Source organism: Pseudoalteromonas sp. P1-9 (assembly GCF_001399975.1).
In the GTDB taxonomy this organism is placed as follows: Bacteria; Pseudomonadota; Gammaproteobacteria; order Enterobacterales; family Alteromonadaceae; genus Pseudoalteromonas.
This window is the reverse complement of record NZ_LKBD01000012.1, coordinates 1-20,983: the sequence shown is the minus strand read 5'-3', so window position 1 is coordinate 20,983 and position 20,983 is coordinate 1. Positions and strand designations below refer to the sequence as shown.

At 39.9% G+C, this 20,983-nt stretch carries 17 protein-coding genes; 1 reads left to right on the top strand and 16 read right to left on the bottom strand.

Annotated elements, in window-relative coordinates; genetic code table 11:
* Positions 1–255: 255 nt before the first annotated feature.
* The 5 genes from AN214_RS09545 to prlC all read right to left on the bottom strand — a co-directional run bounded on the left by AN214_RS09545 (position 256) and on the right by prlC (position 6,927).
* Positions 256–729 (bottom strand): peroxiredoxin, encoded by a 474-nt coding sequence (locus tag AN214_RS09545; RefSeq protein ID WP_054979527.1) that lies wholly within the window; start codon positions 727–729, stop codon positions 256–258.
* 32 nt (positions 730–761) lie between these two features.
* The gene (locus tag AN214_RS09540; protein ID WP_054979526.1) at positions 762–2,669 is read right to left on the bottom strand and encodes a methyl-accepting chemotaxis protein; all 1,908 of its coding nucleotides are present in this window, start codon (positions 2,667–2,669) and stop codon (positions 762–764) included.
* A gap of 46 nt (positions 2,670–2,715) precedes the next feature.
* A complete protein-coding gene (locus tag AN214_RS09535; RefSeq protein ID WP_054979525.1) occupies positions 2,716–3,492 on the bottom strand; it encodes a class I SAM-dependent methyltransferase in 777 nt (258 codons plus the stop codon).
* A gap of 81 nt (positions 3,493–3,573) precedes the next feature.
* Positions 3,574–4,782 (bottom strand): PleD family two-component system response regulator, encoded by a 1,209-nt coding sequence (locus AN214_RS09530; protein WP_054979524.1) that lies wholly within the window; start codon positions 4,780–4,782, stop codon positions 3,574–3,576.
* A gap of 108 nt (positions 4,783–4,890) precedes the next feature.
* Positions 4,891–6,927 carry an oligopeptidase A gene (gene prlC / locus AN214_RS09525; protein ID WP_054979523.1) on the bottom strand — a complete coding sequence of 679 codons (2,037 nt, stop codon included), beginning with the start codon at positions 6,925–6,927 and terminating at the stop codon, positions 4,891–4,893.
* A 136-nt stretch (positions 6,928–7,063) separates the two neighbouring features.
* On the opposite strand from prlC, the gene gorA reads away from it, so the two are divergent.
* Positions 7,064–8,422 (top strand): glutathione-disulfide reductase, encoded by a 1,359-nt coding sequence (gene gorA / locus AN214_RS09520; RefSeq protein WP_054979522.1) that lies wholly within the window; start codon positions 7,064–7,066, stop codon positions 8,420–8,422.
* A gap of 87 nt (positions 8,423–8,509) precedes the next feature.
* Here the strand turns inward: gorA and AN214_RS09515 are convergent, their stop codons facing one another.
* The 11 genes from AN214_RS09515 to AN214_RS22675 form a co-directional block, all read right to left on the bottom strand.
* The gene (locus AN214_RS09515; protein WP_054979521.1) at positions 8,510–9,196 is read right to left on the bottom strand and encodes a response regulator transcription factor; all 687 of its coding nucleotides are present in this window, start codon (positions 9,194–9,196) and stop codon (positions 8,510–8,512) included.
* Between the two features lie 11 nt (positions 9,197–9,207).
* Positions 9,208–10,608 carry a hypothetical protein gene (locus AN214_RS09510; protein WP_054979520.1) on the bottom strand — a complete coding sequence of 467 codons (1,401 nt, stop codon included), beginning with the start codon at positions 10,606–10,608 and terminating at the stop codon, positions 9,208–9,210.
* The gene (locus AN214_RS09505) at positions 10,595–10,981 is read right to left on the bottom strand and encodes a hypothetical protein (protein WP_054979519.1); all 387 of its coding nucleotides are present in this window, start codon (positions 10,979–10,981) and stop codon (positions 10,595–10,597) included. Before AN214_RS09505 ends, AN214_RS09510 begins: the two co-directional genes overlap by 14 nt.
* Positions 10,981–12,528, bottom strand: coding sequence for a cell wall metabolism sensor histidine kinase WalK (locus tag AN214_RS09500; protein ID WP_054979518.1), 1,548 nt, complete (start codon positions 12,526–12,528; stop codon positions 10,981–10,983). Before AN214_RS09500 ends, AN214_RS09505 begins: the two co-directional genes overlap by 1 nt.
* Before the next feature lie 54 nt (positions 12,529–12,582).
* Positions 12,583–12,984 (bottom strand): hypothetical protein, encoded by a 402-nt coding sequence (locus tag AN214_RS09495; protein ID WP_054979517.1) that lies wholly within the window; start codon positions 12,982–12,984, stop codon positions 12,583–12,585.
* A 48-nt stretch (positions 12,985–13,032) separates the two neighbouring features.
* Positions 13,033–14,994 (bottom strand): serine protease, encoded by a 1,962-nt coding sequence (locus AN214_RS09490; RefSeq protein ID WP_054979516.1) that lies wholly within the window; start codon positions 14,992–14,994, stop codon positions 13,033–13,035.
* A gap of 114 nt (positions 14,995–15,108) precedes the next feature.
* Positions 15,109–15,864 carry a glycosyltransferase family 25 protein gene (locus tag AN214_RS09485; RefSeq protein ID WP_054979515.1) on the bottom strand — a complete coding sequence of 252 codons (756 nt, stop codon included), beginning with the start codon at positions 15,862–15,864 and terminating at the stop codon, positions 15,109–15,111.
* A 60-nt stretch (positions 15,865–15,924) separates the two neighbouring features.
* Entirely contained in the window at positions 15,925–17,100 is a 1,176-nt protein-coding gene (locus tag AN214_RS09480) for a mandelate racemase/muconate lactonizing enzyme family protein (RefSeq protein ID WP_054979514.1), read from the bottom strand.
* A 126-nt stretch (positions 17,101–17,226) separates the two neighbouring features.
* A complete protein-coding gene (locus AN214_RS09475; protein ID WP_054979513.1) occupies positions 17,227–17,994 on the bottom strand; it encodes a class II aldolase/adducin family protein in 768 nt (255 codons plus the stop codon).
* A gap of 145 nt (positions 17,995–18,139) precedes the next feature.
* Complete coding sequence (locus AN214_RS09470; RefSeq protein WP_408002959.1) at positions 18,140–20,182, bottom strand: prolyl oligopeptidase family serine peptidase; 2,043 nt, start codon at positions 20,180–20,182, stop codon at positions 18,140–18,142.
* Between the two features lie 329 nt (positions 20,183–20,511).
* A complete protein-coding gene (locus AN214_RS22675) occupies positions 20,512–20,676 on the bottom strand; it encodes a hypothetical protein (RefSeq protein ID WP_158523446.1) in 165 nt (54 codons plus the stop codon).
* Positions 20,677–20,983: the final 307 nt, after the last annotated feature.

The window sequence follows — 20,983 nt, the reverse complement described above, 5'->3', positions numbered from 1 at the left end:
TTTAATTGCTAAGAACTAACAGATTGAATAAATACTAACCGCCCTAAACTTATCGATGTTAAATAACACCATAAGAGCAATATCGCTTTGTTAGTATTTCATTTATGCTGCGCTGTATTTAATTACACACGTAACAGAATTGGTTTAAAAGTCCGCATTGTAAGCGTTAAGCAGCCAAATGCAAGGCATTTAACTGCTTAATTTAATTAAAGAAAAACGTGAATAAAAGGGTAATAAAAACAAGTCTTATTTGTTTCAAAGATTCGTTAGAACAGCCTCTGCACTCGAAATTTCAAATGCTTTAGGCTCTTCTAGCCACAATTGAGTAACAGTTTGATTTTCAACAAGCATGGCGTAACGCTGTGAACGATAACCACCAAATACACCTGTCTCTTTACCTAGCCCTAACGCTTTAGTGAACGCGCCATCACCATCTGCCAGCATATCAATATTCGCAGCGCTTTGTGCATCACCCCACGCCTTCATTACAAACGCATCATTAACTGAGATACAAATAATGCGGTCAATTCCTTTTTCTTTAAATGCATCAAAATTCTCAACAAAACCCGGTAAATGCCTTGCTGAACAGGTTGGAGTAAATGCCCCCGGTACTGCAAACATCACTACTTTTTGATTTGCGAATAAATCAGCAGTCGATGGCGTAGTCATACCATTTTCAGTTAATAGGTTAAATGTATGGTTTGGCAGTGTTTGGTTCGTTTCAATCATATTTGTGTCTTCCAATTGTTGGCGAATACCCGCTATTGTAGACCTAAAGAATGACGAATTTGAACCATCTTCTGCTCTAAATCACTTTGTATTCCTTGTACTTGCGTATTTGATTGTTGTACACGCGTTTTAAGCTGTGCCATCGCGCGCGAAAACTCATTCAAATAATTACTTTGTTCAAGGGCAAAACTACTTGCTTGATTTGCCACTTCAGAGGCGGATAGCGCATTATCCGCAACACTACTCGCGGTTTCTTTGAGTTGTGTTGCCGATTTTGTTTGCAGGCTTGCATTGTCTGCTAGCTCGCCCATTTGTTGCGAAACCTGCTGTGAACTTAACGTTAAGCCATCTAACTGTTGTTTTATGCTTTGCAATGAGCTTTGCGTTTGCTTCGCGAGCTGCCTTACTTCATCGGCGACCACGGCAAATCCTCGTCCATGTTCGCCCGCGCGAGCTGACTCAATCGCAGCATTAAGCGCAAGTAAATTGGTTTGCTCGGCAATGGAGTTGATAACTTCGAGAACAGACGCCACATCGCTTACACCTTTTAATAACTGATCCATCGAATCCATACCCGATTGCACTTGTTGTTGGGTCTTGTTACTCGCCACCAGCATCGACTCAGATTGACTTACACTGGTTTCCATTGCACTGAATGTTAGTTCCGCATTGTTTTTTACCGTGCCGTTAATATCATTAACTTGCTCGCCAATTTCTGTCACTTGACTCAACAGACTTTCACTTTGCACAACTTCATCTATCGATTGCTCTGACGCCGTTAGCATTACCTTTAGCTGCTCACTCATATTTGCTAAAAAGTCGCTCACTAATTGCAAGGTTTCAGCGCGTTCTTGTGCTTCTAATTTTTGTTTTTCAATCAACTGATTAAAGTACTGCGCAATTTCACCCATTTCGGTTTTTGGGTTATCTGTATGAATATGCTCTAAGTTATCGTTTTCAATTAATTTAGAAAACGCATTTCTAAGCGCTCTTACTGGCGTAAGCACTTGCTTCCTCTGCATAAAATAAACCATAGCAGCAATCACAAACAGCCCCATCACGGCGGCTAACAAGGTATAGAACACTTGCTTTTCAATTAATGTTTGTTCATCACGTAGCTGTTTTTCAGCAATTAAAATGCTGTTAGTTAACGTGCTAATTTCTTCTCGAAGTGATGAGATTCCCAACTCTCGTTGTTCATTTAAACGCTTGGTATTTGCCAACTCTTTTGGCAAACGATTGGGTAAACTAACAAGTTCAGCTTGGATCTCTTCACCAAGATCTTCTGGCTCATCGCCCGTTAGCATTAGTTCGTCTTCATCAATATTAGGGTCAAAAACACCTAATAGGGGCAGGTTTTCAATCTCTTTTGCAATACGGGTAAGCTCTTTAAGTACTAGATTAGTGCTCTCTAAGTTATTTTCTTTCAATGCGATAACCAGTTGTACAACATTTGTTTGATAGGCATTTGCCAATACATAAAAACGTGTTTGGCCACTTGAGCTTTGCGCTTTTTGCGCATACTGACTTAAAGCACTGGCATAATCCGCCATTTCATTGAGCGCATGGTCAATCAATGCATTTTTATTACCGCTTAACTTACCCAGTGCCAAGTATTTTCCGTCAATGCCGCTTTGTAGCTGTGTTAATTGTGCTTGCAAAGAGGACGAAATAGAGGCAGGTAAAATCGTTAATTTTTGTTCAACCGATTCAATATGTGACTTTGCCAAAGTTAAGTACTGGTTATCACCATAAGTTAAATAATCTTGCAGGCTATTCGCTAAGTCGACTACAACCGTATTTTTAAGCTGGTTGTACGAAACGGTTTGTTGATTAAGGGTGTTTATTGTTTGGCTTGCCCACAAAAGTACAGTAGCAAGCGCAATACTGATGGCACTTAAAACGACTAAAAGTAATCGTGTAAAACTTGAAACGCGCATAGGGCACTCTAAATCTATTAACTTGCCCTGCGAGTATATGACTTAATTATGACGTTTTTGTTTCAGTCATCGCTGCTTTGACATAAACGTCAAAGCGATTTTTCTTAGTTTTGATTTGCATCGACGGCGTTTTTTCAGCTAAAAAGGGCGCGTAATCAGGGCGTTTTACCACAACGCGTTTCGATGCTAATTGGTACGCTGGCGCTAACAATTCATCGGCATCTAAATCAGAACCAACTAACGATTGAAACACCCGCATTTCTTTTTTCACTGCCGCTGATTTTTCACGGTGTGGAAACATGGGGTCAAGGTACACTACGTCAATTTCGCTATGAGTATCTGGCAACAACTGGTGACTCGAACCGAATGCCATTTTCATACGCTCGCTCATCCAACTGCCAATTTCGGCATCAAGATACGCGCGCTCTAAGCCATCAAATAGAAGTGCAGCAACAACTGGGTGACGTTCATGTAACGTCACTGTACAGCCAAGCGATGCCAACACAAAACCATCACGCCCCAATCCGGCTGTACCATCTAGCACATGCGGTGTGATGCCTTTGCCTTTGTTTAAACCAATTGCTTTAGCGATAGCCTGCCCTTTACCACCACCAAATTTGCGTCTGTGTGCAGCAGCACCTGTTACAAAATCAACGCGAATAGCACCCAATTTGGGCTCATCATTTTTGCTTAATGCCAGCCCATCATGATCATAGTGAAGGGAAAATAACGGATTGTTCGATAACCACTCAGATAACGCAAAACGCTTATCAAGCTGTTCAAGGTAGTCTTTTTGTTCAGGAATGCTGTTAGCAATTAACACAGAAAATCCATTGCTAAATATTGAGATGACAACATTATAGTGATTAGCAAAGTATTTTTATACGCGAATAATGCAAACTTGTTAAAATAGCTCAATATCGTCCTGCGACGTAATTTCGTTAATTTCTTCTCTTTGTTGTTCTTGTTCGAGTCTTTCAAGTATTTTTTCACGCTCTTTCATAATGTGATCAAGGTATGTCATCACTTCATTAAATGAGCTTTGAATTTCATCACCAACCGTTAAGTGATGGCGCAAACTTTCGACAGTCTCTTCCACTGAGCCTAAAATATACTCTTCTTGATCTGACTCTAACGCCAAGCGCGGCACAGTATCACAAAAGCGCTGATATAAGGTTTCTATCAATTCAACCGACACTTTACTATTGTTATACAAGCTTTGTAGCTGTGCACGCAGTGTACTGTCTACCAGTTCAAACGTTTTAGTGATTTGTTGCGCTTGCTCCGATAACTGATTATGCAATTCGAGTGTACCAAGCTTGGCGTTTGTTGCTTCCAAAATATGTGGAAACAAATCTTTATAACGACCATACAGTGGCGCATCATCCACAGGCATATTTTTTACTAACAAAGAGACATTCGGGTAATTAATAATTGTGCGCGAACCAAAGTCGATAAACCGCTCACCTTCTTTTGCGTTTAGCATCAGCTCCTTTTCAAGAGGGCATACTGCACTATTGTTGGAGAAAAACTCATTACCACTTTCAAACCAAAACGCTGTGACAACATTTAAATTAAGCGGTGAAAAAAATTCAAATAAACACTCAGAAAGGCGAGTTAGTGACTTAACACCATAAGTTTGACTTACATACCGCATAGCGCGCCCCATATCGCTGTAATCAGTCATTGCGATTGCAGCGGTATTTTGCGCTTGTTCTATATCTTGCTTTAATGATTGTGATTGCTTTTTATATTGGTGAAGTACTTTAATGCGCGCTAATAACTCTTCTGTTTCAAATGGTTTAACGATGTAATCATCTGCACCAGAATTATAGCCTTTGATGCGCTCTTCAAGAGAGCTCCGCGACGATAAGAACATGATTGGAATATCTTGCGTAGCACGTTGTTGTTTTAACTTGCTACATACTTCAAACCCATTAATACCTGGCATTTCAACATCGAGCAAAATGATATCGGGATGAGTATCCCTTGCCATTTTAATGCCCTCTTCACCATTATATGCATGACTTACTTGGTTATTATCGGTGAGCGTTTTTTCGATTATTTGGTGGATTAGCTTGTCATCATCAATAGCAAGTACACTGGTTAACATGCCTAAACCTATATTATTTATTAGCTAAAATTAAGCATAGACTTAACCAAATCAAATGCATAAAAAAAGCCGCTAAATTTTAGCGGCTTATTAGATTCTGGTTAGATTTTATTGAATACCGCTATGGCGCAGCAAGGCATCCACATTTGGCTCTCGCCCTCTAAATGCAACAAATAGTTCCATAGGCTCTTTTGAACCGCCCATTTCTAATACATTATTTAAGAATGATTGGCCTGTTGTTGCATTAAAAATGCCTTCTTCTTCAAAACGAGAGAACGCATCAGCTGAAAGTACTTCAGCCCATTTATATGAATAATATCCTGCTGAGTAACCACCAGCAAAAATATGACTAAAGCCATGTTGAAAACGATTAAACTCCGGCGCTTTAACAACTGATACTTGGTCACGCACCTTATTTAAAATCGTTTGGATTTCATCGCCATTTGCTGGGTTGTAATCTGCATGAATATGAAAATCAAATAATGAGAACTCTAATTGACGAATCATCATCATTGCTGATTGATAGTTTTTAGCCGCGAGTAATTTTTCAAGTAAATCCTTAGGAAGCGGCTCACCTGTTTCATAGTGACCCGAAATAAAGGCAAGTGCATCTTCTTCATAACACCAGTTTTCTAAAAATTGACTTGGTAATTCAACCGCATCCCACGCCACACCATTTATGCCCGAAACAGCACCCACATCTACTTGCGTTAGCATGTGGTGAATACCATGACCAAATTCATGGAATAGAGTGGTTACTTCGTAGTGTGTAAATAACGCTGGTTTGTCACCAACCGGTTTATTGAAGTTACATACCAAATAAGCCACAGGCAATTGTACGTCACCATTAGCACGCACTTTACGGCCAATACAGTCGTCCATCCACGCGCCACCGCGCTTATGGTCGCGCGCATATAAGTCTAAATAGAATGAACCGCGTTTCGCGCCGCTGCTATCAAAAATTTCAAAAAAGCGAACATCTTTATGCCAAGTATCAACACCTTGTACTTCTTTAACCGTAATACCAAATAAACGGTTTACGGTTTCAAACAAACCACTTAGCACTTTGTTTTCAGGGAAGTATGGGCGCAAAATTTCATCTGAAATGGCGTATTTTTCCTGTTTTAGCTTTTCACTGTAATAGGTGTAATCCCAGGCTTCTAACTTGCTAATACCGTGTTTTTCGTTTGCGTAGGCCGTCAGTTCAGCAAGCTCTGTTTGTGCTTGTGGTTTTGATTTTGCTGCAAGATCATTTAAAAAGTCGAAAACTTGTTGTGGCGATTCTGCCATTTTGGTTGCCAGTGATTTATCAGCAAAGTTTTCAAAATCGAGTAATTGCGCCAGCTCATGTCTAAGCGCAAGCTCTTCGGCCATAATAGCGCTGTTATCAAACTCAACGGCATTAGGCCCTTGATCAGATGCTCTGGTGCTAAATGCAATATAAGTTTCTTTACGTAATTTACGGTTATCCGCATGGGTCATAACAGGTAAATACGATGGGAAATCTAGCGTAAATAACCAGCCTTCTAGCTCTTTACTTTCAGCTGTGTGTTTTGCAAGAGCGATAGCTGATTCTGGTAAACCCGCTAAATCCGCTTCATCTGTAATATGTTTTTGCCAAGCAAGCGTAGCATCCATCACATTATTGCCAAACTTAGCTGCAAGCTCAGAAAGACGAGCAACAATCTCGCCGTAACGTTTTTGTTTTTCTTCAGGCAATGCAATGCCTGAAAGTTTAAAATCACGTAAGCTATTATTAATCGCTTTTTGCTGTGCCTCAGATAGGTTTGCAAACTCATCGCTTTCTGCAATCGCTTTTGTTGCTAAAAAAAGCCCCTGATGTTGACCTACAAAAGTAGAGTATTCAGAGATAAGCGGTAAACACTCATCATAAGCAGCGCGTAGTTCTTCGCTGTTTACCACTGAATGCATATGCGAAACTGGTGACCAAAGTCGCGTTAATTTATCGTCTACTTCATCCAATGGCACAATAAAGTTATCCCAAGTATACGACTCTTGCGCTAATACTTGCTCAATCGTTTGCTTACAATCCGCAATACCCTGTTTTAATGCAGGCACAATGTGCTCAGGTTTAATTTGTGAAAATGGTGGTAACCCTTCAAGGCCAATTAATGGATTAGTCATAAAACGCTTCTTATTAATTTGTCATTGTTAATTTAGATTGGGGCAATCGATAAAAATTGCAAGTTAGGCTATTGTGTTATCGGTTAGAATACCTATATCTGATAAAACAAAGATTTAAAAAATTAAGGAACTTCAAATGGCAAAGCATTTTGATTATATCGCTATCGGCGGTGGCAGTGGTGGTATTGCATCAGCAAACCGAGCAGCAATGCGCGGTGCAAACGTCGCCCTAGTAGAAGCAGGCCCGCTAGGTGGTACATGTGTAAATGTTGGCTGTGTTCCTAAAAAAGTAATGTGGCATGGCGCGCAAGTTGCTGAAGCAATTAAACTATACGCACCAGACTATGGTTTTGATGTTGAAATAAAAGAGTTTAATTGGTCAAAATTACTTGAAAGCCGCGAGGCTTACATTGGCCGAATTCACAACGGCTATGATAATTACCTAGCAAAAAATGGCGTTACCGTAATTCAAGGTTTCGCTAAATTTGTAGATAACAAAACCATTGAAGTAAATGGTGAGCACTACACTGCCGACCATATTCTAGTTGCTGTTGGCGGTCGCCCGAGCATTCCAAATATTCCAGGTGCTGAATACGGTATCGACTCAAATGGCTTTTTTGAATTAAAAGAGCAGCCTAAACGTGTAGCAGTAGTAGGTGCAGGTTATATTGCTGTTGAACTCGCAGGCGTAATGCACGGTTTAGGCACTGAAACGCATTTATGCGTTCGCCGTGACACACCGCTTCGTACATTCGACCCACTTATTGTTGATACTTTAATGGAAGTGATTGAGTCAGAAGGCCCAACTCTTCACACTAACGCAACGCCAAAAGAAGTTACTAAAGAGTCAGACGATTCGTTAACACTGCATTTTGAAAATGGTAACAGCGTTAATGTTGACCAAGTTATTTGGGCGATTGGTCGTCAGCCAACTACCGATAAAATCAATATTGCAGCAGCTGGTGTTGAGTTAACAGAATCAGGCCACGTAAAAGTGGATGAATTCCAAAATACTTCAGCTCAAGGCGTATACGCCGTAGGTGATATTATTGAAAACGGTATTGAGCTTACCCCTGTGGCTGTTAAAGCTGGCCGTTTATTGTCTGAGCGCTTGTTTAACCCTGAAATGCCAAATGCCAAAATGGACTACAACTTAGTACCAACAGTAGTATTTAGCCACCCACCAATTGGCACCATAGGTTTAACTGAAACAGAGGCCCGTGAACAGTTTGGTGATGATGACATTAAAGTATACACATCAAGCTTTACCGCAATGTATACCGCAGTAACGCAGCACCGCCAACCATGTAAAATGAAACTAGTGTGCCAAGGCCCTAACGAGAAAATTGTTGGTTTGCACGGCATTGGTTTTGCTGTTGATGAAATGATCCAAGGTTTTGGTGTTGCCATGAAGATGGGTGCAACAAAGGCTGATTTTGATTCAGTTGTGGCGATACACCCTACTGGTTCAGAAGAATTTGTGACAATGCGTTAAGAGCTGAGTGGGAAGTCGTCCTGACGATAATCGAAAAACAAAAAAGGGTATCACTTGATACCCTTTTGGTTTTCACATCAAATGAAATTATCCAGTAAATAAATAGCCTTTAGAACGCACAGTTTTAATTATGCTTGGCTGATTTGGGTCGCTTTCTAACTTACTGCGAATTGATGAAATATAAATATCTACTTGGCGATTTTGACCATCATAATCAATGCCCCAAAGCGTTTTGAAGATAGTATCTCGCGTTATTACTTCACCACTATGCTCCACCAGCAAAAGCAATAAATCATACTCAGGAGCCGCGAATTCCAATACGCAATTCCCCTTTTTAACTTCACGCTTATGCTTATTGATAGTGATATCGTTAAATGAAATGCCCTGCTCTTTCGTTACTTCAACACCCACTTCTCGGCGCAATAAGGCGCGACACTTTGCTAATAATAAACGCGGCTCGATTGGCTTAGAAATATAGTCGTCAGCACCAAATTCTAAACCTAGCACCTGATCAATGGTGTCACCTCGCGCAGTTAACATAGCTACTTTACCAGTGTAAGCTGGTTTTATTTGTTGGAATACTTGCATACCATCGATATCTGGCAGCATTAAATCCAGTAATACTAAATCTGGTTGCTCGGCAATAATCTGTTGTACTGCGGTTTGTCCTTCGCTTATCACAGTACAATTAAACTCGAACTGCTGAAAAAACGACTGTGTTAAACTCGCCAACTCCGCATCATCTTCAACAATTATCAGATTATATTTTTCCATTTAATGCCACTTTAAAATTCGAAGTTAAACCCTAGCTTTGCTCGCACTGTATTACTTTGCACACCCCAGTAAATATCTGACGAGCGCTCGCCCCAATCTGCTGAAACAAATACTGAGAGCTGTTGATTAATTTGATAATCAACTTTAGAACCAATACGTAAGCTTTTATCAATGGTTGCCAGTTCGCTATTTTCATCCAACCCGTAAGCTTCGACTAAATCACTTTTACTGTAATCTTGCTGAAAAAAATTCGCATAACCCGCAACACTCCATTTATCATCTAACTGATAAACTAACGCAGTTTTTAAAATAGCGCCTAAATAATTAAGCCCATCGCTTGCGTCATTGCTCTTTAATTCAAATTGTACTTTAGCTAACAATTGATTGTTGTAAAAAAGTTTATTCCATTCAACACCAGCCGCCCAAGACTTATTATCAAAACCATAATTGGTATATGAAAAGTCCCCAAACTGCACTTCTATGGTTTTAAAACTTCTGTCCATATACTGGCCATACATGTACCACTCACTACTTTTTGAAAATAGACGGTAGCCTAATGTTAATGCGCTCGACGTAATTTGTGGCTCGCCACCTCTAAACTGATTTCGCTGTTCAAATTGCAAGGCGATTTCTTTATCACTTGCTAGCGGCCATGCTAGTTCGGAATCAAGTTTAAATAACAGTTTATCGTAATCACTAAAATCAGCATTATCGATATTACGGATCAGCAGATTGTTTTTCCAACTTACCTGCTCGCCTAAATAGCTGTAATTTATGATGGCCGCCGATTCAACAAACATTGAATTTGGCTTTTCAAGAAATGGGGAAATGTCTATACCGAGTTCTTCAGGCATTACAATTTCGCCATCCAAACTATACAAATAGCCTTTTTGAGAAATAAAATATTCTTTGCCATTAGGTAATACAAAGTAAAAACTATCTAAGTATGGATCATCATCTAAAAAATAGTCTCCAAAGCTAAAGCGAACGTTGTCATCGTATCCGGTAGCAAGTGTGCCAATAAGTCCCCATTGGCTTTGTGATGGTTCAACCTCGGTAAGCTGCGATTTAGCGTTAATCTCGTTAAGCATAATATCGATATTAAAGCGTACGTTTTCGGGCAATTCAGTTACTTGTTTTAAACTTAATAAATGCTCTTTTGCCACGTCAAATTTGCCCAATTGCATTTGCGTTAATGCCAATTCTAAACGCACGCGATGCTGCATCGGATTTTGCGATAATTGATAGCTAAGCAGTGTTTCAGCTTCAAGCCATTCACCGCGCTCATTGTGCAGCATTGCTTGCTCGAACGCACTAAGCCCTTGATTTTTATCGTTTGCAAAACACGGATTAATTATCTGTGCCAATAATAGGTGAGCAATCGCAAACTTAAATAATTTAATAGTCTTCATCGCTTTCAATCTCTTGTTTTACTTTTTCTTCAAGCGCCTTGAGTTCTTGCTTCATTTTCTTGATGTCTTTTCGCTTTTTATTTTTATCAGTGGGCGTTTTCGGCGTACTTGATACACCGCTTGTATCATTAAGTAAGTTACTTTTATCTAACTCACTGATCGCATTTTGTAATTTGCCTTTAATGCCAACACCATAACGCTGTTGAGGTTGAAATTTTTTATCCCAATCACCCCAGTCAATTGCATTTTTACTGTCGCTTTGTGGTTTAAGCGCTTTGTTACTCGGTGTATTTTCCGGCTCTTTTTTAGGCGGTTGCGCAGCAAATACGAAAGATGCATTAAGCAGACAGAAAAGGAAAAATAGCGTTCTCATTATTCACTCCCTTTAAGCTGGAAGTGAATGCTAAAGTGAGCGCCCACTTGCGTATCAATCAAGCTGATATCGGCATCATGTTGTGAGGCAATTTGCTGTACGATGGCCAAACCCAATCCATACCCGGAAGTTTTATTACTGCGGCTTTGATCTTGTTGGTAAAACGGCTCAAAGATATGCTGTTTACTTTGCTCATCAACACCGGGGCCATCATCAATTACATCTAACACGATATTTTGCTGATGATTTGTTAGTTGAACCGTTACCGATTCTTTTGCAAAGCGCGCGGCATTATTAAGTAAATTTTCGAGCATGCGTGTAAAAAGCTGTTTATTGATTTTGAGCGCACACTCTTGCTGTGCTTGAAAGGTGAATTCAATGTGAGGAAAGACTATTTGCATTCCTTGCACAATCGCGAGCACAAACGAATTTAGCGCGACATTTTCTTTAACTATTGCTTTGTTATCAGTAAGCTTTTCATAGCTAAGTAAGTCGCTTATTAATAAGTTAAGCTGATTTAGGTCAGCTTTAGTTTGCGCTATTAAGGCGTTATCGACACCTAATTGAATATTTAATGTTTCGAGCCTAAATTGCGCTTTTGATAAAGGGGTTCGTAAGTCATGGGATACAGCACGCAACATTTGGTGTTTTTGCTCAATTAAACGTGTGATCCGCAGTGCCATTTGATCGATTTTCCAAGTTAACTGGTTAATCACATCAAGGTTTTGTGGTATTTCTTCTGCTTGTATTAACTCAGGTTCGATAGCATCTACTTTATCTTGAATATAAGTTAATCGCTTAACTAACAAACGGATAATGAATAATATCACCACGGCTAATACACTCAGCACGGCAATAAATCCTGAGATTAACAGCCAGTGGGGATATTGCTCAAATACTTTGATTGTGCCTAATTTAAGTAAATCTTGAGAGTTACCCCAAGGCGCATAAATATCAAACGACAAGCTGCTATCAAATTCAGTTTGCCAAACAATGACCATTTCGCCACGTGCTAAACGCTCTAATTGTTCACTATCGAGCAATTGGCTAGCCTCATTAACCCGGTTAATCGGGTAGTGAAATTGATTGCTGATGACATCAAATGCAGCTTGGCGCTGTTGCGCACTGTATAAACCAATTTCGTTAAGTAATAAAAATGCTGTGCCAGTGGCAATTTGCTCACTCACGCCATTTAAATGCATGGTTAATAAATGAGTATCGTTAATTGGGTATTCAACAATGTAGCCATTGTTGGCTTGAACATTGGTAGAGATACTGACTTTATTTAGATTCGGTGGTTTATCGACTAAACTAAGCGATACATTCATAAGCGATGCAACTAACTCGAGCCAACGTTCACGGTTTGCAGTGTTAGTTTGTCGATTAATGCCCTGCTTTAAAAGGTATAAGGTACCAGATAGTTGCTCAGCCAAATGCTGCTGGTAACGGTGTTGGTTCACCGAAGAAAATACAAGGTAGGAAAGCAGTAAGACCAAGCTTACTGCTAAAATAACCGAACCATAAATACGTAAAAATAACGTCTGCAAATGATCTCCTAACGATACCAGCAGGGTGAAATACCAATTTAAATTAGTCTAATGCTATCCTTGCTTACGCGCGCGTTTAGCTGCTTTTTGCGCCTCATTATCATAGCGCGGATTTAAAACTTTAATTAAGTCAATTGAGTCTATCGCCTCAGGTAACTTAAAAGTTACAGGATATGCTCTTGGCATCGCACGACAAAGGTCTGCTTTATTGCGCTTTAGCGCAAACTCGTAAATACCTTTAGCTTCTTGCTGTAATAACTCAAAATCGTCTTTGCTTGTGCAACCAGTAGATTTTACCACAAACGAAATATACTCTGCTTTGGCATTAAAGCTGTATATTTTTTCTAGATTATTGAGCTCTTGTTCAGTCATTGTTTCAGATAATGCCGTACTACTACAGGCTGATGTAAATAGCGTCATTAATAATGCAGAAAGAGTGATATGTAATTGCTTCATAATATAGTCAAGCCAGCTAATCTAGCTGGCTTCTCCAAGTTTAAATGTTTACGCTAATTTTCGACGTGCTGCGAAAGCAAAACCAGCTAATAACAACATAATACCTGTGCTACCGCTACTACGCTTAGGCTTTTTATTAATTGTAACCTGAACCGTTTTACTGCTATTTGCACCAAATTGGTCAGTCACTGTTACTTTAAATGTAAGTGATTTAGCATCTTTGTATGCTGGCGCCGTAAGGTTGATAACGGCTTTTGTCGCATCGGCAATGGCAATTGTTCCTTCGGTCACTTCCCACTTATAAGTTAGTGAGTCGCCCTCTGCATCACTGCTGTCACTAGCATCAAGTACAAAACCTTTCGCCTCTTCCACTGTTATTGTGGCTTGTTTAACTTTGCTTTGTGGCGCGGTATTTTTAAGCACTGTCGACACTTCGTCAATAAATGCTTTATCGTCACCTACCTCATCAAGGTCCGTTTCGTCCTTGGCATAAATAATCGCGATACGATCCACACCTTCTGTTAACGTAACTTCTTGTGCTGTGAATTCTGTATTATCAACACCGGATGCTCGTAAAATGACTTGATTGTTGTGACGAACCGTTAAAAAGTCCCAATCAGTCTCTGACGATACTAAGTGCTTAAAGTTAAACTTCTCAACTCGGTCGTTATCAATCGTTGCAAGTAAAACACTTTGTTGAAAGTGAGTGATATCGCCGCTTGCCATTGCAGAGTCACCTTGCGATGCTTTATTTGTTTGCGCTTGCCACGCTAAATCACCACCACTCCACCATTTAACGCGATCATTATTGCTACCAACAATTTCATTCATATTCGCAGACTCTTGCTCAAGTACATTCGCGCCGTAGAAAATGATTGCTTCTTTGTTAACGGCATCATTTGTGCTTACTCTTAATGCAAAACCCGCATTGCCCGGTGCATTTGTTTTAACACGTACTTTGATATCACAGCTTTGATCGAGCGATAGTGTTTTTCCGTCACATAAGTTTTGTTCAACTTCAGCAAGTTCAACTCCTTCTGCGCCAACAACAGCGGCATTGGTCACCGTAAAGTTATCGTTGCCAACGTTTTTAATATTAAATGTCGCTTGCTCGTTGAAAGTTTGCTCAACAAAACCTTGGCGGTTTATTTGTTTGTATGAAACGCCTGACTTTTTCGCTTCAACCCAATCGTTATAGTTTGCAACACGTGCATATACACCTGGTGCATTTGGAGCTGCACAACCATTACCAAAACTTACAACACCTGCTTGATACCATTGTTCTTCATGTTTAAAGATAAGCGGGCCGCCACTATCACCTTGACACGAATCTTTGCCACCCTCAACAAAGCCGACACAGATCATATTATCCGTAATGCCCGTTTCACCGTCTTGTGTGTAATCGGCAATACATTGTTCACGGTTATAAAGTGGCACTTTTACTTCTTGTAAAATTTCTGGATACTCTGGAGCAGTTTCACTGTTAGGGTTCATATTACCCCAGCCCATAACAGTCAATTCAGAGCCATCTTTTAAAATCGCTTCAATCTCTGGGGTCATTAACTTGATTGGCGTAACGCCCGTTACTTCTTCTGTAAGCTCAATAATTGCAATATCGTTATTAAGACCTATGTCACCGTAGTTTTCATGTTCATAAATTTGAGCAACACTAACACGCTTACCAGACTCAGGTTTAGTTGTGTCATACCCGCCAATCCAAACGTGCATGTTTTCAGCGGCAGAACCTTCAATACAATGCGATGCAGTTAGTACGTATCGACCACCAATAAATGACGCACCACAAAATGGCGAGATACCTTCAGCCTGTGCTGAAATAAGTGAGGTCATAAACGGGTAATCACCTTGAGTTGCAGGCTTACCGTTAATAATACGAGGTGTGTTTTGGTTAAATGATTTTGGCTTAACTAAATTGACTTTCTCTGCAGCAACAACTGGCATATTAAATACTGCCAAGCCTGCAAGTGCGAAAGGTAACGCAACTTTTTTCATAACATTTCCTATACTTTTCATCATGTCTTGAAACTGATTAGAAACCTTTTTGCAACATGACAATATTATAGAAATGTAGTTTTATGTAGGGCTAACTTAAACCTAATTGAATCATTATATTAGTTCTGATAACGCAGTTTTGGTTTGCTTGTAATGGTTAATCCCATCCGTTAATTGTTGGTACTTTCGTTTAAAAAAGTGCTTTTTAATTACTTGGTTTTGACATGCTGCGGTAATTTCGCTGCCCACTTTACCATCTTGCTCAATCAGAAAAGGCATAAGCGAATAAACCGATACGCCCGTTTGCCATGTGCGCTGAATTTGCGTATCAACAGGGCAACCAAATTGCTCGGTAATCGCTAAAAGTTGTTTGGCCGCATGAGAAGCAATCGCTTGCGCACAACAACCTGTTAGCGGCTTCTTATGAAGTACTAGCTCAAATTGCTCATTTACTTGTTTTGTTGCTTTGATAGGTCGGGTACGATTTTGATAAGCGGCAAGTTTTAATAGTTGCCAATCAAATGTTAGCGATTCGATGGTGCTAAATACAGCGCTGAGATCACCCGCTAGCTGAAAGTCATCTTCTAATACAATTGCATATGGCAGCTTTTGCTCAACAATTTTTTGCCACGCCAAGCGATGACTTAAAAAGCAGCCAATCTCACCATAGCCAAGATTGCGGTAATACTGTTTTGAATTTAATTGAGATGAATAATGGGCTTGAATTTCAGCGTTTGTAAATTTTGTGCCGTCAATGGCAGAGATTCGTTCAAATTGAATATTTTGCGCCGCTAATTGCTCACTGCTTTTTTTAAGGCGCTCGGTGCTTTTATCAAGATTAATCAGGAATACTTTAGGTTGGTTTAGCATTGTAAAAACGCCAATCTAACAACTAGGTATTCCTGATTATAGTGAGCTTAGTTTACAGTTTTATTTAATCTCTATACGTGGCGATTTCATAATTACGTCATCGTTTAGATCAATGCCAATACCTGACGCTTCTGATACTTCGAAGAAACCATTTTTTGGCTGCGGATCTTGAATGCATAATTCGCGGTTCCACTTTTTAATTGCATAGGTATGATGCTCATGAATTAAAAAGTTAGGAATGGCTGTTTCAAGGTGCAGTGATGCCGCAGTTGCAACAGGGCCGCCGCATACATGCGCTTGAATACGCACATCAAAAATATCTGCGTAATCACACACTTTTTTGGTTTCGGTAAAACCACCGCACAAACCAATATCAGGTTGTAATACATCAACACTTTGATCTTCAAGGTATGGTCGTACACCCCAACGATTATATAAACGTTCGCCACCGGCAATAGGAACCGCTACTTTGTCGGCTACTTTAGCGTGCAGCGAGTGATTTAAGTAGTTCACTGGCTCTTCGTAATACATGCAATCAAACTCTTCAGCAATTTCACCTAGCTGAATTGCCGTTGTTGCACCTGGTAAGCTATGGCATTCAAAAATGATATCCACTTCATCGCCAACCGCTTCACGAATAGCCGCCATACGTGCGCGATAAAGCTTCATTTCGCCACGTGAAATAATTTTCGTACGGTCATAATACGTATTGCCATCTTTATCGTATTGAATTGGGTCAACTTTAACCGCATCATAACCTTCAGCAATCGCTTTTAATGCGGCTTCTGCGTATTCTTGCGGTTGTACTAGCGCTTTAAACTCATCATCCCAGTCAAACTGTAATTGCGATGCATAAGTGCGAAGTTTGTCATTTACCTTACCGCCTAGTAGTTGATAAACAGGTAAGTTAAGGGCTTTACCTTTGATGTCCCAAAGTGCAGTATCAATCGCACTCATCGCAGCATACACTACTGGGCCTCCACCTAAACCCCAAAAGCTTTCGCGCAGCATACGCGACCATAATTTTTCAGTTTGGAAAGGGTCAAAACCTATTAAAAACGCTTCAGCAAATTCTTTAATCATATTTGCTGCTGCACTGTGGCCTAAATCATAAGCAAGACCTGCTTCACCAACACCTGAAATTCCTTCGTCCGTATGAATACGAACAAAAACGGGGTTCCATTGCGGACGCTCAGGGCAATGGGTATCAAACACTTCGACGCGAGTTACTTTCATATTTGTTGGGCTCCTAATTATTGTTGCCAAACGTTTAATTTTTACTTTGCACTTTGCACTTTGCAAAGGTTTAGAGATTTAAAAAAGTACTTCAAACCTGGAAGTACTTTAATGTTTGTTTGCGAATTATTCTGTAAAGCTAGGATCGATACGATACGCTAAACGACGCATTGCTGGCCAAGATTTTTGACCACCTGTACTACCTGTGTGCACTTTGTTTTGCTGATCTTTTACCGTATCTAGAATTTTCTGATCAATGGCAATAAGAGGCTGACTAGTTGAAAGTGCCATCACTTGAATTTCACAGGCACGTTGTAAATCAGCCCAACGCATAAAAGCTTCACCAATCGAAGGACCTAAGGTTAATGCCCCATGATTAGGCAACATTAACGTATGCGCATTACCTAAATCGGCCTGCAGGCGAGCTTTTTCTTCAGCATTTACCGCGAGGCCTTCGTAACCGTGGTAAGCAATATTACTCAGTGGGAACATTGCATGCTGTGAAATTGGCTTTAAGCCGCCCTCTAAGCTTGAAACCACAATAGTTTCGTTGGTATGCAAGTGAATAACACATTGCGCATCGTGACGCACTTCGTGAATTGCGCTGTGAATGGTAAAACCTGCAGGGTTAATCTCAAACGGTGAATCATCAAGAGTTTTACCTTGTAGGTTCACTTTTACTAGATTTGATGCCGTAATCTCATCAAAGGTTAAACCAAACGCATTTACTAGGTATTCATCTTTACCAGGTAAGCGAGCTGAAATATGGGTATAAATAGTATCGTCCCAACCGTAGTAATGAGCTAAACGATAACAAGCAGCAAGATCGACTCGTAACTGCCATTCTTCATCTGACACTTTGCCTTGGAGGTTTATTTCAGGTAATGCAAACATGGATAAGTCCTAATTCGTTAGATGTATAGAAGTCTAAATTAGCAAGCCATAGGTGGCAATGATCTAAGCCAAAGAATTCTGAGTTTTATGCAAAAAAAAGCGCAAAACAAGTTTGCGCTTTTTCGTATATCAATAATAGTCCTGATTACAGTTTTTTCACACCCATGTTGTAAAGTGTAAAGCCATAAATATCAGCATATTGTTCAATAATTTTGCTTGTAGGCGTACCTGCACCGTGACCTGCATTAGTTTCAATACGGATAAGTGTAGGGTTAGCACCTGCTTGCTTGTCTTGAAGCTCAGCTGCAAACTTAAATGAGTGCGCTGGCACTACGCGGTCATCATGATCGCCTGTTGTTACCATAGTAGCTGGGTATTCAACACCCTCTTTCACATTATGAACAGGTGAATAGGCTTTTAGGTACTCGAACATTTCTTTGCTTTGTTCTGCTGTACCATAGTCATACGCCCAACCAGCACCCGCTGTGAATGTGTGGTAACGAAGCATGTCTAATACACCTACTGCTGGTAACGCAACTTTAAATAGCTCAGGGCGTTGTGTCATAACTGCACCTACAAGTAGACCACCATTAGAGCCACCATTTACCGCTAGCTTTTCGCTCGATGTGTAATTTTCAGCAATTAGATACTCAGCAGCAGCAATAAAGTCATCAAATACATTTTGCTTTTGTAGTTGCGTACCCGCTTTGTGCCATTTCTTACCGTATTCACCGCCACCACGAAGGTTCGCAACCGCGTAAATACCACCTTGCTCTAACCATGCCGCGCGCGTTGGGCTAAAGCGTGGTGTTAAACTTACATTAAAACCACCGTAACCGTACAAAATAGTTGGGTTAGAACCATCAAGCTTTAAGCCTTTCTTATATGTTAAGATCATCGGTACTTCTGTACCATCTTTTGACTTATAGAATACTTGCTTAGATTCAAATTGCGCAGGATCGAAGTCTGCACCTGACTTGCGGTACACTTCGCTCTTACCAGTCTCTACATTAAATTTAAATGTTGTGCCTGGTGTTTTATAGTTAGTGAATGAATAGTACAGCTCTTTATCTTCTTTCTCGCCGCCAAAACCACCTGCAGTACCTACGCCTGGTAGTTCGATATCACGAACAAGCTTACCGCTCTTGTCGTATTGCTGTACTTTAGAAATTGCATCAACCATGTAGCGTGCAAAAATGTAGCCACCACCCGTTGAAACGTTTAACACGTTTTCAGTTTCAGGGATTAAGTCCTTCCAGTTATCTGGTGTTGGCTTAGCAGCATCAACCGTTACAATGCGCTTATTTGGTGCATCTAGGTTAGTTACTAAATAAAGTTTAGAGCCTTCGTTCTCAATAACCTGAGTATCTGAGTTAGTGTGGTCTAAAATGGTTTCTAACTTGCTATCAGGTTTAGATAAATCTTTAATGAAAAGCTTGTTGCCCGACGTTGATACTGCAGCTGAAATCAATAAGTATTTATCGTCTTCAGTTACATAACCACCAACATAACGATGCTTCTGTGTATCTGTACCACCAAATACAACTTTGTCGTCAGCTTGCTTTGTGCCTAACTTATGGAAGTAAAGTTTGTGCTGGTCTGTTTTCGCTGACAGCTCACTGCCTTCTGGCTTATCGTAACTTGAGTAATAAAAGCCTTCATTACCAACCCATGACAGGCCGCTGAATTTAACGTCAACTAAGGTGTCTTCAATTTGCTTCTTAGTTTCAACATCAATAATAATAACTTTGCGCCAGTCACTGCCGCCTTCAGAGATTTGATATGCTGCTAATGAACCATCTTTAGAGAAAGTAATACCCGCTAAAGAAGTTGTACCATCGTCACTGAATGTGTTTGGATCTAAGAATACTTCCGGCTCACCACCTTCAACTTGGCGATAAATAACATATTGGTTTTGTAAGCCATCATTTTTGTAAAAATAAGTGTATTTGCCTTCTTTAAATGGCGCACTTACTTTTTCGTAGTCCATTAACTTAGTTAAACGCTCTTTTAGCTTGTCGCGGTAAGGAATTTGAGCAAGGTAATCAAACGTTACTTTGTTTTGCGTTTTAACCCACTGTGCTGTCTCGTCGCTCATATCATCTTCTAACCAACGGTATGGATCAGCAACTTGCGTATCGAAGTAAGTATCTACAACTTCACCCTTTTTAGTTTCAGGATAAGTCAAAGCTGCTTGTGTTACCGTTTGCTCAGCTTTCGTATCAACCTGAACCGATTCTTCTTTTTCAGCGCCACAGCCAACTAACGCTGTGCACACAGCAAGTGCGAGTGCTTTTTTAATCATGATAATTCCCTAGAGTATATTTAACTCACTAACATATGGAATTATTAGTTTATTGTCCAGCAAACAAGATCAAATCCAATTATATATAAATCAATAAAGTAGAGGATTATCACATCATATTTTTACAATTATTTACTGTTAAACAGCTAATTAGCAATAAAAAAGCCAAGGCGTGAGCCTTGGCTGAAACGAGTCCCCAAACTCGCTGTACATTAATCTTTTTGGCAAGACTTGTTTTTGAGACGTTCAATGTCTTGCTTGATCTGCTCTAAATAAGGATCGTTATAATCAAATTGAGAAAATGTTTCTAGGCAGGCGGTATAAAAGCGAATTCTATTTTCTTCTATACCTTTAATATCTTGTTCGAAATGTTCCATTTGTCAGCCTCTCCCTAGCCTTTCAATATCTTTAGTGTAATTAATCTAGATCAAAGCAAAAGCATTTAAATTCAATAACTAACTGTAACCACTTTGTAATAATTATAAAAAACTAATTGATTCAATAGATTAGATTTTTAATCCAGGAGATTACCAAGAACAAAAAGCCGCTTTCGTGCAACAAAGTAGGAAATATCTTACATCTAATATCGTTAAATGATTCAGGATTCAGGATTCAGGATTCAGGATTCAGGATTCAGGATTCAGGATTCAGGATTCAGGATTCAGCAGTATTTTGAAGTCTGGT

Coding starts and splice junctions, on each gene's coding strand:
- AN214_RS09475 (WP_054979513.1), bottom strand. CDS start 17,994: ATGTTTGCATTACCTGAAATAAACCTCCAAGGCAAAGTGTCAGATGAA.
- AN214_RS09540 (WP_054979526.1), bottom strand. CDS start 2,669: ATGCGCGTTTCAAGTTTTACACGATTACTTTTAGTCGTTTTAAGTGCC.
- AN214_RS09480 (WP_054979514.1), bottom strand. CDS start 17,100: ATGAAAGTAACTCGCGTCGAAGTGTTTGATACCCATTGCCCTGAGCGT.
- AN214_RS09530 (WP_054979524.1), bottom strand. CDS start 4,782: ATGTTAACCAGTGTACTTGCTATTGATGATGACAAGCTAATCCACCAA.
- AN214_RS22675 (WP_158523446.1), bottom strand. CDS start 20,676: ATGGAACATTTCGAACAAGATATTAAAGGTATAGAAGAAAATAGAATT.
- AN214_RS09485 (WP_054979515.1), bottom strand. CDS start 15,864: ATGCTAAACCAACCTAAAGTATTCCTGATTAATCTTGATAAAAGCACC.
- prlC (WP_054979523.1), bottom strand. CDS start 6,927: ATGACTAATCCATTAATTGGCCTTGAAGGGTTACCACCATTTTCACAA.
- AN214_RS09490 (WP_054979516.1), bottom strand. CDS start 14,994: ATGAAAAAAGTTGCGTTACCTTTCGCACTTGCAGGCTTGGCAGTATTT.
- gorA (WP_054979522.1), top strand. CDS start 7,064: ATGGCAAAGCATTTTGATTATATCGCTATCGGCGGTGGCAGTGGTGGT.
- AN214_RS09505 (WP_054979519.1), bottom strand. CDS start 10,981: ATGAGAACGCTATTTTTCCTTTTCTGTCTGCTTAATGCATCTTTCGTA.
- AN214_RS09545 (WP_054979527.1), bottom strand. CDS start 729: ATGATTGAAACGAACCAAACACTGCCAAACCATACATTTAACCTATTA.
- AN214_RS09510 (WP_054979520.1), bottom strand. CDS start 10,608: ATGAAGACTATTAAATTATTTAAGTTTGCGATTGCTCACCTATTATTG.
- AN214_RS09495 (WP_054979517.1), bottom strand. CDS start 12,984: ATGAAGCAATTACATATCACTCTTTCTGCATTATTAATGACGCTATTT.
- AN214_RS09515 (WP_054979521.1), bottom strand. CDS start 9,196: ATGGAAAAATATAATCTGATAATTGTTGAAGATGATGCGGAGTTGGCG.